This window comes from Lutibacter sp. (assembly GCF_021647475.1).
In the GTDB taxonomy this organism is placed as follows: domain Bacteria; phylum Bacteroidota; class Bacteroidia; order Flavobacteriales; family Flavobacteriaceae; genus Lutibacter.
In genome coordinates this window covers 98,016-114,958 of sequence record NZ_JAKIUR010000001.1, presented here as the reverse complement: position 1 = coordinate 114,958, position 16,943 = coordinate 98,016, and the positions used below count along the sequence as shown (strand labels likewise).

The 16,943-nt window shown below is 28.6% G+C and carries 17 protein-coding genes and 2 tRNA genes; 14 read left to right on the top strand and 5 right to left on the bottom strand.

Annotated elements, in window-relative coordinates; genetic code table 11:
• Positions 1-6 precede the first annotated feature (6 nt).
• Positions 7-459, top strand: coding sequence for a retropepsin-like aspartic protease (locus L3J60_RS00575; RefSeq protein WP_291973310.1), 453 nt, complete (start codon positions 7-9; stop codon positions 457-459).
• A 160-nt stretch (positions 460-619) separates the two neighbouring features.
• On the opposite strand, the gene odhB is transcribed toward L3J60_RS00575, so the two are convergent.
• The gene (gene odhB / locus L3J60_RS00570; RefSeq protein ID WP_291973308.1) at positions 620-1,831 is read right to left on the bottom strand and encodes a 2-oxoglutarate dehydrogenase complex dihydrolipoyllysine-residue succinyltransferase; all 1,212 of its coding nucleotides are present in this window, start codon (positions 1,829-1,831) and stop codon (positions 620-622) included.
• A gap of 156 nt (positions 1,832-1,987) precedes the next feature.
• Positions 1,988-4,717, bottom strand: a complete 2,730-nt coding sequence (locus tag L3J60_RS00565; protein WP_291973307.1) for a 2-oxoglutarate dehydrogenase E1 component — start codon at positions 4,715-4,717, stop codon at positions 1,988-1,990.
• Positions 4,718-5,004: 287 nt separating this feature from the next.
• Here L3J60_RS00565 and L3J60_RS00560 point away from each other — a divergent pair.
• From L3J60_RS00560 to L3J60_RS00500, 13 genes are all read left to right on the top strand, one after another.
• Positions 5,005-5,078, top strand: a tRNA-Asn gene (locus L3J60_RS00560).
• Positions 5,079-5,121: 43 nt separating this feature from the next.
• Positions 5,122-5,196: transfer RNA gene (locus L3J60_RS00555), tRNA-Arg, on the top strand.
• 149 nt (positions 5,197-5,345) lie between these two features.
• Positions 5,346-6,155 (top strand): hypothetical protein, encoded by an 810-nt coding sequence (locus tag L3J60_RS00550; RefSeq protein ID WP_291973305.1) that lies wholly within the window; start codon positions 5,346-5,348, stop codon positions 6,153-6,155.
• A gap of 123 nt (positions 6,156-6,278) precedes the next feature.
• Positions 6,279-6,464, top strand: a complete 186-nt coding sequence (locus tag L3J60_RS00545; RefSeq protein ID WP_291973303.1) for a helix-turn-helix domain-containing protein — start codon at positions 6,279-6,281, stop codon at positions 6,462-6,464.
• 38 nt (positions 6,465-6,502) lie between these two features.
• Positions 6,503-7,036 (top strand): hypothetical protein, encoded by a 534-nt coding sequence (locus L3J60_RS00540; protein WP_291973301.1) that lies wholly within the window; start codon positions 6,503-6,505, stop codon positions 7,034-7,036.
• A 56-nt stretch (positions 7,037-7,092) separates the two neighbouring features.
• On the top strand, positions 7,093-7,449 hold the full coding sequence (locus L3J60_RS00535) for a hypothetical protein (protein WP_291973299.1): 357 nt from the start codon (positions 7,093-7,095) through the stop codon (positions 7,447-7,449).
• Positions 7,446-7,637, top strand: a complete 192-nt coding sequence (locus tag L3J60_RS00530; RefSeq protein ID WP_291973297.1) for a hypothetical protein — start codon at positions 7,446-7,448, stop codon at positions 7,635-7,637. Before L3J60_RS00535 ends, L3J60_RS00530 begins: the two co-directional genes overlap by 4 nt.
• Positions 7,624-7,821 carry a hypothetical protein gene (locus L3J60_RS00525; RefSeq protein WP_291973295.1) on the top strand — a complete coding sequence of 66 codons (198 nt, stop codon included), beginning with the start codon at positions 7,624-7,626 and terminating at the stop codon, positions 7,819-7,821. Before L3J60_RS00530 ends, L3J60_RS00525 begins: the two co-directional genes overlap by 14 nt.
• A 117-nt stretch (positions 7,822-7,938) precedes the next feature.
• The gene (locus L3J60_RS00520) at positions 7,939-8,556 is read left to right on the top strand and encodes a recombinase family protein (RefSeq protein ID WP_291973293.1); all 618 of its coding nucleotides are present in this window, start codon (positions 7,939-7,941) and stop codon (positions 8,554-8,556) included.
• Positions 8,556-8,945, top strand: coding sequence for a hypothetical protein (locus L3J60_RS00515; RefSeq protein WP_291973291.1), 390 nt, complete (start codon positions 8,556-8,558; stop codon positions 8,943-8,945). The genes L3J60_RS00520 and L3J60_RS00515 overlap by 1 nt, the downstream gene beginning before the upstream one ends.
• Positions 8,946-9,594: 649 nt before the next feature.
• Positions 9,595-10,182 carry a hypothetical protein gene (locus L3J60_RS00510; protein WP_291973289.1) on the top strand — a complete coding sequence of 196 codons (588 nt, stop codon included), beginning with the start codon at positions 9,595-9,597 and terminating at the stop codon, positions 10,180-10,182.
• A gap of 33 nt (positions 10,183-10,215) precedes the next feature.
• Positions 10,216-13,965, top strand: a complete 3,750-nt coding sequence (locus L3J60_RS00505) for a CUB domain-containing protein (RefSeq protein ID WP_291973287.1) — start codon at positions 10,216-10,218, stop codon at positions 13,963-13,965.
• Positions 13,966-13,984: 19 nt separating this feature from the next.
• The gene (locus L3J60_RS00500; protein WP_291973285.1) at positions 13,985-14,404 is read left to right on the top strand and encodes a hypothetical protein; all 420 of its coding nucleotides are present in this window, start codon (positions 13,985-13,987) and stop codon (positions 14,402-14,404) included.
• Positions 14,405-14,414: 10 nt separating this feature from the next.
• Here the strand turns inward: L3J60_RS00500 and L3J60_RS00495 are convergent, their stop codons facing one another.
• The 3 genes from L3J60_RS00495 to L3J60_RS00485 form a co-directional block, all read right to left on the bottom strand.
• Positions 14,415-15,011, bottom strand: a complete 597-nt coding sequence (locus L3J60_RS00495; protein WP_291973283.1) for a mobile mystery protein B — start codon at positions 15,009-15,011, stop codon at positions 14,415-14,417.
• Positions 15,002-15,466, bottom strand: a complete 465-nt coding sequence (locus L3J60_RS00490; protein WP_291973281.1) for a mobile mystery protein A — start codon at positions 15,464-15,466, stop codon at positions 15,002-15,004. Before L3J60_RS00490 ends, L3J60_RS00495 begins: the two co-directional genes overlap by 10 nt.
• Positions 15,467-15,608: 142 nt before the next feature.
• Positions 15,609-16,913 carry a tyrosine-type recombinase/integrase gene (locus L3J60_RS00485; protein WP_291973280.1) on the bottom strand — a complete coding sequence of 435 codons (1,305 nt, stop codon included), beginning with the start codon at positions 16,911-16,913 and terminating at the stop codon, positions 15,609-15,611.
• Positions 16,914-16,943: the final 30 nt, after the last annotated feature.

Here is a 16,943-nt window from a genome sequence, read left to right as displayed (position 1 = left end):
TGAAGTATGAGGCTAAGCAGAATTTTAAAAAGAAAACGATACATACAAATAAAACTAAAAAAAATAAATACCAATCATTTTGAGCTAAAAGTTGCTATTAATGGTGTTTTAGGTCGGTTTATTTTAGATACAGGTGCTTCAAATTCTTGTATAGCTAATGATTTAGCTGAAAAGTTTAAACTAATTGTTGAAGATTCTGAAACTAAAGCTGCTGGAGCTGGTGCCACAGGAATGGAAACTAAAATTTCATCAAAAAATAAACTCGAAATTCAAAATTGGAAATTCAAAAATCAGACTTTGGTTTTGCTTGATTTAACTCACGTAAATACAGCCTTAACTGAGCATAAGGCAAAAGCTATTGATGGCATTATTGGTGCCGATGTTTTAGAAAAGGGTAAAGCAATTATTGATTATAAAAAACATAGATTGTACTTAAAAAAAATAGTATTTAAGTTTTAAATAGAGATAATAAAATCTGATAGTCCGTAATCTTACATAACGTTGTCACCCTGAACTTGTTTCAGGGTCGTATTCAATAAAATACTGGTTATCAAACAGAAATGAGATGATGAAACGAGTTCAGCATAACGTTATTTTTTATTATTTCATGTTGTTATAATTACAATTCCAAAGCTTTTTTAATATCATTATTCATTAAAATATCCACAGGATTTTCTAGAGCTTCTTTTACAGCCACTAAAAATCCTACCGATTCACGTCCATCAATAACTCTATGGTCATAAGATAGCGCAACGTACATTATTGGTCTGATAACCACTTCGCCATTAATAGCAACTGGACGTTCAATAATATTGTGCATTCCTAAAATTCCACTTTGTGGAGGATTGATAATTGGAGTTGATAGCATAGATCCAAACACACCTCCGTTTGTAATGGTAAATGTTCCACCAGTCATTTCATCAACGGTAATTTCACCTTCTCTAGCTCTTAAAGCCAAACGTTTTACTTCACTTTCAACACCTCTAAATGATAAGTTTTCAGCATTTCTAATTACAGGAACCATTAATCCTTTTGGCCCGGAAACCGCAATGGAAATATCTTGAAAATTGTGCATAATTTTATAATCTCCATCAATCATAGCATTTACATCTGGAAATAATTTTAAAGCTCTAACCACAGCCAAAGTAAAAAAGCTCATAAATCCTAAACCAACACCGTGTTTTGATTTGAAATCTTCTTTAAATTCTTTTCTCAAATCAAAAATAGGTTGCATATCAACTTCATTAAAAGTAGTAAGCATTGCCGTTTCATTTTTTACCGCAACCAAGCGTTGAGCCACTTTTCTACGAAGCATTGACATTTTTTTACGCTCTGAATTACGTGATCCTCCAGTTGGAGCCCCCATACTAGGAACTGCATTTACAGCATCATCTTTGGTAATTCTACCATCTCGTCCACTCCCTTTTACCTCATCAGATTTAATATTTTTTTCATCTAATATTTTTTTAGCTGCTGGAGAAGCTGTTCCACTTGCATAGGTTTTCTCAAGTGTGCTTGAAGTGACTGGTTTTTCAGCAATTTTTGGCGTTTCAATTTTAGCTTCTTTATTTGCAACAACACCTTCAGGTTTTTTACCATCTAAATCAATCAAACAAATTATTGCACCAACGGCAACTACATCTCCTTCTTCTGCTTTTAAAGTGATTATACCACTTTCTTCAGCAGGTAATTCTAAAGTTGCTTTATCTGAATCAACTTCAGCAATGGGTTGATCTTTTTCTACATAATCACCATCTGCAACTAACCAAGTTGCAATTTCTACTTCTGTAATAGACTCTCCCGGAGAGGGAACTTTCATTTCTAAAATCATCTTAATTTTACTTTTTAAAAATACAGTAAAAAAGTTTTTTAAACGTCATTCTGAACTTGTTTCAGAATCTCATAGTTTTGATTGCTAGTTGTATGTGAACCTGAAACAAGTTCAGGTTGACGAAAACTTATTTTAATATTTTATCAATTATTTTAATTAGTTTTTAAATACTTTATCAAGAATACGTTGATGCCTTCTTTTAAATCGTGCCGATGAACCTGCGGCTGGCACTGCATAAAACGGTTGAGATGCAACTTCTAAATTCACCAATCTAAATCGTTGTAATAAATAACTCCAAGCTCCCATATTTTCTGGTTCTTCTTGTGCCCAAATATAACTTTTCACCTTTATATATTTATCAATTATTTCTTGTAATTTATTTATATGTAACGGAAATAATTGTTCAATTCTCACCAAAGCGATATCATTTCTTTCTAATTTTGTACGTTCAGCTAATAAATCATAATAAAATTTTCCGCTACAAAATACCAGTTTCGTAATATTTTCTTTTTTGATAGTATCATCTATTACTTCTTGAAAATTACCATCGGATAATTCTTCAATGGTAGAAGTTGCTAATGGATGACGGAGCAAACTTTTAGGTGTAAAAACAATTAAAGGTTTCCTAAAATTACGTTTCATTTGACGACGTAATAAATGATAAAAGTTAGCTGGAGTGGTACAATTTGCCATCGTCATATTATCTACTGCACAAAGTTGTAAATAGCGTTCTATTCTAGCTGAAGAATGTTCTGACCCTTGACCTTCATATCCGTGAGGAAGCAATAATACAATTCCGTTTTGAAGTTTCCACTTATCTTCGGCAGCTGATATATATTGATCAAATATAATTTGAGCACCGTTACTAAAATCTCCAAATTGAGCTTCCCAAATAGTTAAGGTATTTGGATTTGCCATAGCGTAGCCATAGTCAAAACCAAGTACAGCATATTCTGATAATAATGAATTGTAAATATTCATTTTACCTCTATTATTAGGAATGGTATTTAACAAATTTATGCGTTCTTCTGAAATTTCGTCTCGTAGAATAGCGTGGCGATGACTAAAAGTTCCGCGTTCAACATCTTGCCCTGATATGCGAATATTAAAACCTTCTTCTAATAAACTTCCATACGCCAAGGTTTCTGCCATTCCCCAATCCATTTTATTAGATTCAAAAACCATTTTGTTTCGGTCTCGTAAAATTCGTTCAGCTTTTCTTAAAAATTTTACATTTTCAGGAACTGTGGAAATAACTGCAGCAATTTCTTTTAATTTATTGGTAGGATAAGTAGTGTTTTCAGCAAGCAACATTTCTTGTAAACCTTTTCTTGTAAAATCTTTCCAAGTATCATGCATAAATTCACGAACTTTAGAAGTTTTAGATTTTTTAGCTTCTTTAAATTCTGTTTCTAAAAAATCTTTATACTCTGCAATGGAATTTGTTAAATAGTTGGCATCAATAACGCCTTCTTCCATTAATTTTTGAGCATAAATATCTCTAGGATTTGAATGCTTGGCAATTGCTTTATATAATTTAGGTTGCGTAAAACGAGGTTCATCACCTTCATTATGTCCGTATTTTCTGTAACCAAGTAAGTCAATAAAAATATCGCGTTTAAATTTCATTCTAAAATCTAGCGCTAATTCAATGGCTTGGACTACGGCTTCTACATCATCCGCATTAACGTGAAGTACAGGAGAAAGGGTAACTTTTGCAACATCGGTACAATAAGTGCTGGAACGCGCATCTAAATAATTGGTGGTAAAACCAATTTGATTATTAATTACAATATGAATGGTTCCACCCGTGGAATAGCCATTTAATTTACTCATTTGAATAACTTCATAAACCACTCCTTGACCAGCAATTGCGGCATCTCCGTGCACAATAATAGGAAGCAGTTTTGAATTATTTCCATTATATTCCAAATCGATTTTAGCTCTTGAAATACCTTCAGCAACTGGTCCAACAGTTTCTAAATGAGAAGGATTTGGAACTAAATTCATCTTCAGTTCTTTGTTGTTTTTTAGCGTTTTGGTGGTAGTTAAGCCTAAATGATATTTAACATCACCATCAAATTCTTTTTCCTCAAAATCTTTTCCTTCAAATTCACTAAAAAGCTCATGCATTGGTTTTCTAAAAATATTGGATAAGGTATTTAATCGACCGCGATGAGCCATACCTAAAACAAATTCTTCTACATCATATTGTTCCACTGCATTTCTGATAACGGCACTTATTGCAGGGATTATGGTTTCGCCACCTTCTAATGAAAACCTTTTTTGACCAACATATTTTGTTTGTAAAAAACTTTCAAAAGTAACGGCTTGTGTTAGTTTTTTAAGAATATATTTTTTAGATTCGGTTGAATATTTATGTACAGCGTGATTGTAAAATAATTTTTTTTGAATCCATTTAATTTCTTCAGGATTTCTAATATACATATACTCAACCCCAATAGCATCACAATAAATGGCTTCAAGATGAGCGATTATTTCTTTAAGAGTAGCTTTTCCTGTTCCAATTAATTCACCAGCATCAAAAACGGTATTCAAATCGTTTTTTGATAACCCGAAATTTTCAATTGCTAGTGTTGGCTCATATTTTCTGCGTTCACGAACCGGATTTGTTTTAGTAAATAAATGACCTCTTGATCGGTATCCGTTTATAAGATCGATTACTTTAAATTCTTTTAATACATTTTCAGGAAGTTCATAGTTTTTTTCAGAAGAAGTGTTAGCGTAATTTTCATTGGCAAAATCATAGCCTTGAAAAAAACTTTTCCAACTAGGTTCAACAGCATCAGGATTCAGTAAATACTGATCATATAAATCAGCAATAAATCCTGTATGAACAGTATTTAAGAATGAAAATTTATCCATAATTTTAGTTAGTAGTATCTATTATAGGCGGTAAAAATACAATTTTTAGGAATATGTACATTTTTAAAAGTAGATATTTACATTTTTTTATGAATTGTGTAAATTAGGAAGTTTAATATCTGATATTGTTACTATTAGTGTTTTATTTTTTATAATTTTATAAAAGGAATCTTACTTTTAAATAGTAAAGGTGAATTTAATAAATTAAAAAGATTTATTTTTTTAAAAAAAGTCTTGCAAAAAGTATAAAACCTTGTATATTTGCACTCGCAATTGAGAAATTAAATTCCTCCTTAGCTCAGTTGGTTAGAGCATCTGACTGTTAATCAGAGGGTCCTTGGTTCGAGCCCAAGAGGAGGAGCAACCTATTAAAAGCTACACTATGGTGTGGCTTTTTTTGATTAGGCTCCATAGTTCAAGGGATAGAATAGAAGTTTCCTAAACTTTAGATCCAGGTTCGAGTCCTGGTGGAGTCACCATATAAATCTCTAGCCTTTATTATATAAGGGTTTGAGATTTTTTTATACCTTCGTGTGTCCAATTTGTGTCCACTTTAATTTAATTTCTAATGTATAAAAATGGCTTGAAATTTCCAATAGTTTATTTTTTTATTCATGACTTTATTAAAATGGGGTCAATAGAAGATTTACAAGAACACAAACTCTCAACGCTTAATTTCTTTGATATGTCTAATGATTTTACTATCAATCAAGGCTTTGTGAATCTAATTAATGAAAAGAAAGGTTATGAACTTCTTCCTGTTTTTTCAATTTTTTTTCCAATTTTAATACAGTCTACTCTAAAGTTAAAGAAAGCTGATATTAGTTCTCCTTTTATAAGAGATAAAATGTCATTTGTTAATTTATTAAATCAATTTAAGGTTGACTTTCAGATATTGGAAATTTCTTTAAATAGAATTAATGAAATTGCTGTATTTAATAAAAAAGATTTTTATTCTAGTATTTATCTACTTTTATATAAATCATTTTTTCTAAAACTTTATTCTATAGTTAGTTACTCTGATAATCCTAAAGCAAATTTGTTTCTCGATTTCAATAAGGATTTTAGAGATTTTATGAAATATTCCAAAGAATTGGACGAAATTAGTCCATCAGAAATATCAAATTTTGAATTCAAATTAGAATATACTAAATACTTCTATAAATCTTTCAATACTAAGGATATTGGAGATATTCTTGAAAAAATAGAAAGTATTCAGGAACATACTCAAAAAAAAATAAGAAGTACTTTTAAAAAATTGCTAAAAAGAATATTCATCATTAATAAAGGTGTAATTTCTAATCAACGTAATAAATTGTTTAAACCAGTTTATGTTGAAATTATTACTGCTATTGAGGGCAAGGCTTATAGTGATACCAAAGAAGCAAATACTGCACTTACCAAAGAAGTAAAGACTTTTTTTTCCGACTTTAAATAAAATTAATATTATTTCCAAATAAAAATCGTCCAAAATGATTTGAATTTTTTCATTCCTTATGGACGATTTTTTTATGCCCTAAATTAAGACTTCTATCTAATTTTGAATTCAAACGTAGATGAAATGGAAACATTAAATTATTGTACACGCACCGAAGCAGGATTAATACTAAGATGCTCAACAAAAAAAATTGACAGATTAATTAGAGATGGTAGAATAAAGGCATTTAAAAATGGGCGAAGTGTACTTATTTATGCTGATTCTCTTACTGAAGAAAATATTAACGCTACAAAACCTAAATTCTTATAACTATGACCGATTTTTTATACTGTAAAGACTTCTCCAAGATGTCTAAACGACTTAAAGCAAGTAATTACATCAATTCTACTAGAAACCCTAATCGTGAAAAAACTTTCATTAATAAAATAAATGGGCAACGGTTTATTATAAATGATGTTCAGATAATGAAGTATAAAAGAAACAAATTAATTACTTCTTTTTTAAAAAAATACATATCTAACTCAAAATATACAATGATAGAAATAGGAGTAGATTTTAATTCTACAAAACACATAAGCAATATATTATTTAAACTTAAAAGACAGTTAAAAAAGATAGGTATTACTGTACTAGGATATGTATGGTTAGTTGATAGAGGAGAATATGGTGGTATGCATTTTCATCTTGTACTAGCTATTGAAAAGATAAATATAAAAGGTAAGAAATTACCAAAAGAATTTAAACTGAAATTTAAGGGAACTAGGATTCACTCAGCAATGGTAACTAATAAACCAAGATTAATGAATTACCTATTAAAGAAAGAGATATACTATATAGGTAAACGTAAGAGAGTATATGGGAAAAGTAGAAAATTCCTTTAATAACAAATACAAAAATTTAAATTAAAACAAATAAAAAGAATTTAAAATAATTAAAAATGGATAAAACAAAGAAAAAATGTCCTTTTAGTGGTGAAACTTTTATTCCAAAAAGGAATAACCAAATTTATGCAACTGCTTATAATAGAATTACATTTAATAATATTAAAAATAGAAAACTTCAAAAAATAGTTAAATCTATTAACAAAAGGTTATTAAAAAACTATAAAATAATAGTTGAATTATTAGAGGATAGACAAGAATTAATTTTAAATAATGAGTTCTTAAAAGGGAAAGGTTTTGACTTTAGTATTTTGACTCATATAATGAAAGAAGGTAATACAACAATCTATGGTATTTATAATTATGCTTTTTTCAAATTAGATAATAATACTATTAAAATTATGAAACAATGACAAATATAGAATTAAATAAAGAGGTATTAATACCAAGTAGTTTAAATGTTCTAAACCAAGAACAAACTATATCTAATTTAAAAAATGAAAATAAACTACTAACAAGTTCAATTATATTAATTGTAATCATAATTAGTGCATTTTATTTTATTGAAAATACTAAAAACAAGAAAGATGAAAACAAGTAATTTAATTTTTAAAAATAAAGAAGAATTAATAGATGAGGCTTTAAAGTCCAAAACATTTAAACTTATTAAAGTTGGTGTTGTAGTTATGGGTGGTATTTATCTATTTGGTTATATTTTTAAAATATTGGCTTTTACCAATTCTAACTATCAGTTGTTAAAAAACTCATTTCATAACCAAAATTAGAGTGTACTTAAAATTAGAGCTAAATGAAATTAGATTTAAGACCCTTAATTGAACAATTAATACAAGTTTCATCACAATAATAGGGTAAACAAAGTACTAATCTAAAAATAAGATAAAATGGACATATTATATACAAGAGTTTCAACATTGATTCAAAACAATGACAGACAACTTCTTCATAAAAAAGATTACAATTTAATAATTGAAGATAAATGTTCAGGAACTATTCCTTTTTTTGAGAGAGATGGTGGAAAGAAAATTTTAAAACTTTTAAATAATAATTCAATCACTTCATTAAATGTTCATCAAATTGATAGACTGGGTAGAAATCTAATTGATATACTTAATACAATAGCAATATTTAATCAAAAGAAAGTTAATATCAATTTTCTTCAACAAGGATTAAAAACACTTGATGAAGATAGTAAAGAAAATGCAATATCTAAAATGATTATTTCGATTTTAGGAGTTGTTGCTGAAATGGAGCGAAACTTAATTAGGGAACGGCAGTTAGAAGGTATTGCTATTGCAAAAGCAAAAGGAGTTTATGATGGTAGAAGAAAAGGAACCTCTGAAAGTGGATTAACTTTCTTAAACAAGAAGAAAAATAAAAAAGCAGTGAAATTATTAGAGGAAGGCTATAAGCAAAGCGAAGTAGCAAAAATTATTGGGCTACACCCAAATACAGTTTCTAAAATTAAAAAAATAAATAATAAATTAAAAAATATAATATAATGAAAAAATTAAAAGGCAACTTTGGTTACTATTCTCATAGTAAAAGAATATATAATACAGAAGAAGAAAAGGCGTTTCTTAAAGCAATAAATAAAAAATTTAAAGGGACAGTTATCTGCCCTAACAACCATATTGGGAAACTGACAAATAATGAAGATTACCTGTCTATTGTTAGGAAAGCTGATATTGTTTTTGTGTCAAATATTGAAGGCTATATTGGCAAAGGCTCTTATAAAGAATGTAATACTGCTATGGAAAATGGCATCCCTGTTTATTTAGTAGAGAGAAATGGAAAAGATTTCTATTTTAGATATGCAATTAGCCTCGAAGTTGATAACCCAGATAATCCAATAAAGTATGCTGCCGTAGAATCTGTATTATTAGACTAAATTATTTTTAAAAATAATTATTATTAAATAAAATAATAAACTTTCATTGAAAAGCTGATTAAAAATTATTATTTAGCATCATTATAAATAATATTAAAATTAAACCATTAACTCGATAAATTCTAAATATTTACTACTTTTGAAATAGAATATAAAATTCTAACTAATAGCGTTTGCTAAAAATCCTGTAACCGAAAAGTCGAAATTTCAACACCACAGGGAAGTTTAAGCATAACGCTCACGTTTTGGCGTGGGCGTTGCTTTACTTTGTGGTTTGGGCTTCGACTCCTACGGTTACGAGTAATGGCAACTGTCCCACGTTTTTAGTTTTACAAAAAACTAAACCTCTTCGGGACAAGAGGAAAAAATTTCTTATGAAAACCTTCTTTAAACCCCTGTTTTTAGCATTAATGCTTACAATTTTTTCTTGTTTTAATATTTCTGATAATGAGCTTAGATTACCATTTACTCTTTAGAACATATCACTTCTAATTTTACTAAAACCATAGATTATATAACAATACAAATGAAAACAGTAGCCAAAGATTTTAATATATATAAAACTAATAAAAAAAGCCTTTATATATTTTGCTTGACAAAGCAAAAGAAAAAACAATAGATATTTATTTAACCTATAAATTTTTACATTATGAAAAACCTAATTATATTAACTTTTGTACTTTGTTTTAGCATTCCAAACGTATATTCTCAAAATGATGATTTAAAAGAAAGTATTACTAAATTATACAAATTATTAAATACTAAAAAAGAAAGTTCTTACAGTTTTAGAGAAGTTATTAATGAAACTTTAGAAGTGAACTCAGTAAGTAACGCAAGGTTCAAAGGAGGGGAAACAAGAAAAGGTATTTCTTTAAATTTACCGAAAAACACTTCAATTTGGTATTATAGAATTACAGTTTTAGAGTTAAACGATTCATTTAGGTTAAGAGAAAATGAAAAACTTGTTAATCAAATTAAAAATAAAGATTTAGAATTATTTAATAGAGCAAATGAACAAATTGATTTTTATATAATCCCTGAATCTAATATTGCTAATTTTCTACAAACTGGGAATAATAATTTTATGGTTTATAAAAATTTCACCAAAAACAACACTTCAGATTTTTTTGAAACAAGTAAGGTTTTGGGGGATGATTTTTGGATTGGTATAAAGAATAATAATAAATTTAAAGGATTAAAAGTAATTGTTGAGGTCGTTGCTTTTGGCAAGTTTTAAATAAATCTTTAATCAATTTTTATAAAAAAAATTATGAAAAAAAATTACACGAAATCAATTCTACTAATTGTATTTGTATTAATAAGTACATTATCATTTGGACAAATTAAACAACAATCTTTACAGAATTTTGTTAATCCATTTCAAAATAAACCTGTAAAAAACACAACAACTTTTATTACTCCCAGTAGTAATAAATCGAATCAACAAAAACCAAAAAATAAAATAAAGAATGGCTCTTTTTTTATTAAACTAAAAAAAGGAAATCAATCAAATAAATCTATTTCAAGTAATTTTAACACACTATTTGAACTAAATTCAAATCATACATTTCAAAAAATTAATACCAAAACAGATAAATTAGGTTTTACTCATACCAATTACCAACAGTTTTATAAAGGTTATGCAATTGATGGTAATCTAATTATGACACATTCAAAAAACGGAATTACAAACTCAATAAATGGTATTCTTGCTAAGTTTAAAGATTTTGACCCCCAGATTAATATTTCTAAAACAGAAGCTAAAAATATAGCCAAGAATTATCTAAAAGTTACCAAATTAATAACAGACTATCCTGTTAAAACTGTAATTACACAAATACTTACAAAAAACGGGGTTGATACACGATTAGCTTATAAAGTAAGAATTGATTCTTATACTCCTTTTGAAATGTGCAACCTATTTATTGACACAAAAACAGGAAAAGTAATTAACAAAATAAATCTTATTGCTAATGCAGACACATCAGGAACTGCACAAACGCTTTATAGTGGCACTCAAAACATTACTTTCGACAGTTACTCAGGAGGTTACCGTTTAAGAGAAAGTGGTAGAAATATTGAAACTTACAACGCTACAAATGCAACAGGATTAACAACTGCTGGATTTACTGGTTCAACAGACTTTACAAATGCTTCAACTTCTTGGAATGGTGTTTCTCGACTATCATCTTTTACAATTTCAAACATTGCTCAAAGTTGGTGGTACACTGTTTTTGCAGATGTAACTCCTGATTTATACATTAAAATTAAAGATGGTTCTAATCAAACAGTTTATACATCTAATTATTTTAATAATACAAACCCATCTGTTACATTCAGTAATTTAAATATTCTATTAACCAATCCACCCTATACAGCAGAAATTTGGGATTATGATGCTGTTAATTCGGATGATTTTGGGGGTTCTTACGCTATCGCAACATCAAGCGGCACACAAAGTTGGTCAGGCAGTGGTAATAATGGCACATATTTAATTTCTGTTCTTGGAAATCCTGCCTTAGATGTTCATTGGGGTATGGAAGAAACGTATGATTTTTATTTAAATATCTTTAGCAGAAATAGTTATGATGGCAGTGGTAGTATCATTAGACAGTATCTTAATCCTCCACCTTCAGTTGTTCAATCAGTCTTTGGTTCAACAGCTGGTTTGCCAAATAATGCGTTCGCAGCTCCTTCTCCTTATAATCTAATGGTTTATGGTATGGGGGATGGTACTTATATGAAACCTCTTGTTGGAATTGATGTTGAAGGACATGAATTTTCTCATATGGTAATAAATAATAATGGAAATGGAGGTTTAACTTATCAAGGAGAGTCAGGTGGTTTAAACGAATCATTTGCAGATATTTTTGGCACTTGTATAGAATTTTATTCAGGCGTAAATCCAGATTGGACTATTGGAGAAGATGTTATGGTTTCTACTTCCAATCTTCGCTCAATGTCAAACCCTAATAATCCAACTGGTATTTCACAACAACCTGACACATACAATGGTACTTATTGGGTAAATACTGCTGACACAACCAATGACCACGGCGGCGTACATACAAATAGTGGTGTACAAAATTTCTGGTTTTATTTATTGAGTCAAGGTGGTTCTGGGACAAATGATATTAGCAATACTTATTCAGTAACAGGAATTGGAATTGCAAATGCCAGACAAATAGCATATAGAAATTTAGTAACTTATTTAACTCCAAATGCTACTTATATGGATGCTTATTACGGTTCATTACAATCCGCAGAAGATTTATATGGTAATCCTTCAACACAATATACATCCGTTAGGCAGGCTTGGTATGCAGTTGGCATTGGAAATGACCCAAACAATTATTGTAGTGGTACTACAAATTTAACTGCCACAAGTGGTACAATTACGGATGGAAGTGGTTTAGCAAACTACAATGATAATAGAAATTGTTCTTGGTTAATAGCACCAAAGGGTGCAACTCAAATTAGTTTGACATTTAGTGCCTTTGACACAGAACCTAATAATGATGTTGTTACAGTTTATGATGGACCAAATGACACATATCCAATTTTAGCAACTTGGTGGGGTAACACTTTGCCCCCCACAATAAGTACTTCTTCGGGAGTTGGTGCTATGTATATTAAATTTATTTCTGACACATCTATTAATGCTAATGGTTGGTCAGCTAATTATACTACAATAAGCAATGCACCTACTTGTAATGGGGGTACTATTTTATCTACACCAACGGGTTCATTTAGTGACGGTTCGGGTGTTTTAAATTATGGAAATAATCAAATGTGTTATTGGTTTATAGCTCCTCCTTGTGCAAATACAGTCACTTTATCTTTATCTGAATTAGACACAGAATTAGATTATGATGGTTTAGTAATTTATGATGATTTAACAGGTACGCATCAAATAGCGACTTTATCTGGTTCAACTTTACCAAGTTCAGTTACCTCAACTACTGGGGTTATGACAGTTGTTTTTATTTCAGATTTTTCAACAACTGGGCAAGGTTTTTTAGCAAATTACACTTCTACAGGTTCTACCTATTGCTCAGATGTAACAATTCTAAATACTTCTGATTATGGTACAATTTCAGATGGAAGCGGGACAAATAATTATTGTAATAATAGTAATTGTTCTTGGTTGATACAACCTCCACAAGCAACTAGTGTTACTTTAAGATTTACGGGTTTTGAACTTGAGAATGCTACAACTGATGGTAATACTATTTATGATGCAGTTGAAATTTATGATGGAACTTCAGAAAATGCAACTTTATTGGGTAGATTTACAGGTAGTAATATCCCTCCAAATATAACTTCATCTGGAGGTAGTATGTTTGTACGTTTTTACTCTGATATTTCAGACACTTATCAAGGTTGGTCTGCAAACTACATATCAACAGAAGCTACTTACTGCAATGGCTCAACTACAAATTTAACGGCAATAAATGGTGCTTTTTCAGATGGAAGTGATGTTGATATGTATTCTAATAACTCTTATTACTCTTGGTTAATTCAGCCAACGAGTGCAAATTCAATTACTTTGTCATTTTCTGAATTTGATACTGAATTAGATTATGATGGGGTAATAGTTTATGACGGTGTTGATGATACATCTCCTGTTTTAGGAACATTTACTGGGACAACTATTCCATCACCCGTGACTTCTACTGGAGGAAGTATGTTTGTATTGTTTCTCTCTGATGAATCTTTAAGAAGTAATGGTTGGAAAGCTAGTTATAATTCAATTACATTAGGAGTAAATGATTTAAATATCAATGAGAATATTAAATTATTTCCTAATCCAACGTCTGGAATATTTACAATTCAATCAGAGTTTAATGAAAAAGTAACGGTGCAATTATTTGATGTATTAGGAAAACAAGTTTTAAAATCTTTTTTATTAAAAAAAGGAATAAATAACATTAATGCCTCGTATTTAAGTGAAGGAATTTATTATTTGAAATTTTATAACGAGTCAGGTTCTAGTACTAAAAAATTAATTATTAAGTAGTTTTATAAAACAATAAAAAATGGAAGCTTTAAAAGGAGAAAATTTAATTAAAGAATTAAAAAATAAATCAATTAAACTGACTAATTATAGAGTGCGATTTTATTCAAGCAATTATGCTTATACCTCTGTAATGTTAGATAAAATCTCTATAATAAATGTAACATACTATGAAAATATTAAGTATTTGCACTTTGCAATAATTTCTTTTGCAAGTATATTTATAGCTTTAAAGCTAAACTTACCTTTTCAACTTCCATTAGCGTTATCAGTTATATTCTATTTGATGTACACCTTTAATAAAGAAAAAGTTGTTTATATAAATTCAACAGAAAATAAATCAATTAAATTTTCTGTTTCAGGTTTGTCAACAAATGAAATTGATAGCTTTATTGATGAAATAGAAAAACAGTCTTTTAAATTAAAAGAAATGATTGAATGAAAAAGAACACTTATGATTTTGCAAAGGCTATTAGTTGGCTTATATCTTGTTTATCTGCCTTTTTAATAGCCTTAATGTAATTTTCTCTTGTTTTTGTAGCTTTCACTAAATTAGTACCACCCCACGAAAAAAAGTTTTTATGGTATATTTTTTCCATAATTAAATCTGCCATTAAACGAGAATGCCTACCGTTTCCGTTTGCAAAACAGTGAATGCTTACTAAACGATGCTTAAAGCGTATTGCTAACTCTTCGGCATTATATGTGTTATTCTTAACCCAAAATGAAGCATCATCTAACAGTTGTTTTAATTGTGTAGCTATTAAGTAACTTTTAACACCAATATTTTTTTCAGAGGTTCTAAATTCTCCTGCCCATTTCCATACATCTCCATACATTTTTTTATGCAAGTCTTTTATAAATTTTTCTGAAAATAACTGTTCGGGTTTTATTTTTTTCCCAATAGTCCAATGTATAGCTTTTTCAATATTTAACTGTTCAAATTCGTCTAATTCTTCACGAGTAGTTATAACAGCAATTTTTAAACCTTCTTGCTCTTCTTCATTAAGTGGAGTTTGCCCATCGATATACTTAATTGTTAGTCCCATAGATATTTTGGTAATTCATTCATAATCTCTTCTGTTTTTTGATTAATAGCCTTTTTTATACGCTGTTCAGAATTTTGTTGTTCTTCCAATACCATTGTATTATTTGTTCGCAAAACAATTTCAGTTGCTAATAATTTTGCTTTATTATGTATCATTTCTTCCAATGTATAATGTTTAGATACAAAACCGTAAACTAATTGCATATCCATAGCACTAGCAATATCTCTTAACGTTTTTAAGGTAATTGTTCCTGTAACTTCTCTACTTTCCATATCTTTTAAACTCTGTGGTGTAATACCCATTTTAGAGCTTAATTGTCGTAACGACATTTTTAATGCCGTTCTTAAAGTGTGTACCCAACCTTTTGGAGGTACAGCAATATCTTTTAACGACTGAAAAGACAGTAATTTTTTATCTAGTGTTTCTAATATTAATTGTTGTTTTGTATTTTTCATAAGTTTATAAACTTAAAATTTAATTGCAAAATTAAGCTTTTAAACTTATTATTACAAATTTTTATCAGTCTTTAAACTTAAATTATAGTTTGATGTTGACTTTTATTATAATAAATAAGTTTTCAAGATGATTTAAAGTAAATTATTTAAAATAAGGATGTTCAGCGATTTTTATTGCTTCAAAACGTTTTTCAACTTTCACATAATTTAAAAATACCTTTTCGGTTTTATGTCCCGATATACTCATAATATGGTGGACTCTGACACCAGCCATATAAGCATTAGTACAAAATGACCTTCTTGCTGTATGAGTTGCAACAAACTTATATTTTGGAAGAGTAATTATTTTACGCTCCCTTCCATAAGTTCTAGTGATTGAATATTTTTTTGTTATTCCAGCTTCTTTGCATATTTCTTTGATTCTTTTATTAATAATATTTTGATGAACATATTTAGGCAATTTCCCTTTGTTTTCTGAAATGATTTTTAAAATCTTCGATGTTATAGGAATATATACTTCATTTTGAGTTTTTAATTGTATTGTATGAAAAAATCTTTTGTCCCCTTCAGTTGTAATATCAGGGTTTTTAAGTTGATTTAATAAATCTTCAATTCGATAACCTGTTAAACATTGAATTGCAAATATGTTTCTAATATTTTCATCATCTTCGTCATTAATTTTAAGATTTATTATTTTATCTATTTCAGAAGTATTCAGATATGGGTGATTTATAATTTCAAATTGTGCGACAAAATATGGTTTAAGATAGGCGATATTAGAATGAATTTCTTTATCAAAAGATGATTTCATAACCGATTTCAACCTTTTAATTATTGTGCCAATATAATTAATTGAAAAATCACATGTATATAAATAATCAATAAAACTTTCATAAAAACTTTCATTTATATCGTTAAAAGTGAAATTATAAATTTTTTTAGAAGAAAGAAATAATTCTAATTTTTTTTTAGAACTTTTATAAGCCTTTGTTGAGACTTTTTTTAGCAATTTCTTAGTTGATGGCAAAGGTACTTTTTGATATTTTTCAACATAATAATCATAATAGTTTAACACATTGTTTAATGACTTACCATTATACTCATTTGATTCAATATTCTTGTTTTGAAATTTAGCCTTGATTAAATTTTTTTTACCAAATATTTTATTGAATATTTTAGTTATTAATTCAATATTAATATCTTCCATTTCCATTTTAACATACAATTTATTAAGTTCGGATTCCATATCGGATAACTTACTGTTGATTATTTTTGCATTAATAGTTGATGAGGGTAATTTTATTCTTTGATTAATAGGTTTCCATTCTTTTTCATTATTAATTGAAAATCCTGTTGATACTCTTAATTTATTTTTAGTTCCATTTCTAAATTCAAAATAAATAGTTGTTTTTTTGCTACTTTTACGTAAATAAAATTTTGTTTTCATTGTATAACTTTTTAAAATTTAATATTCTTA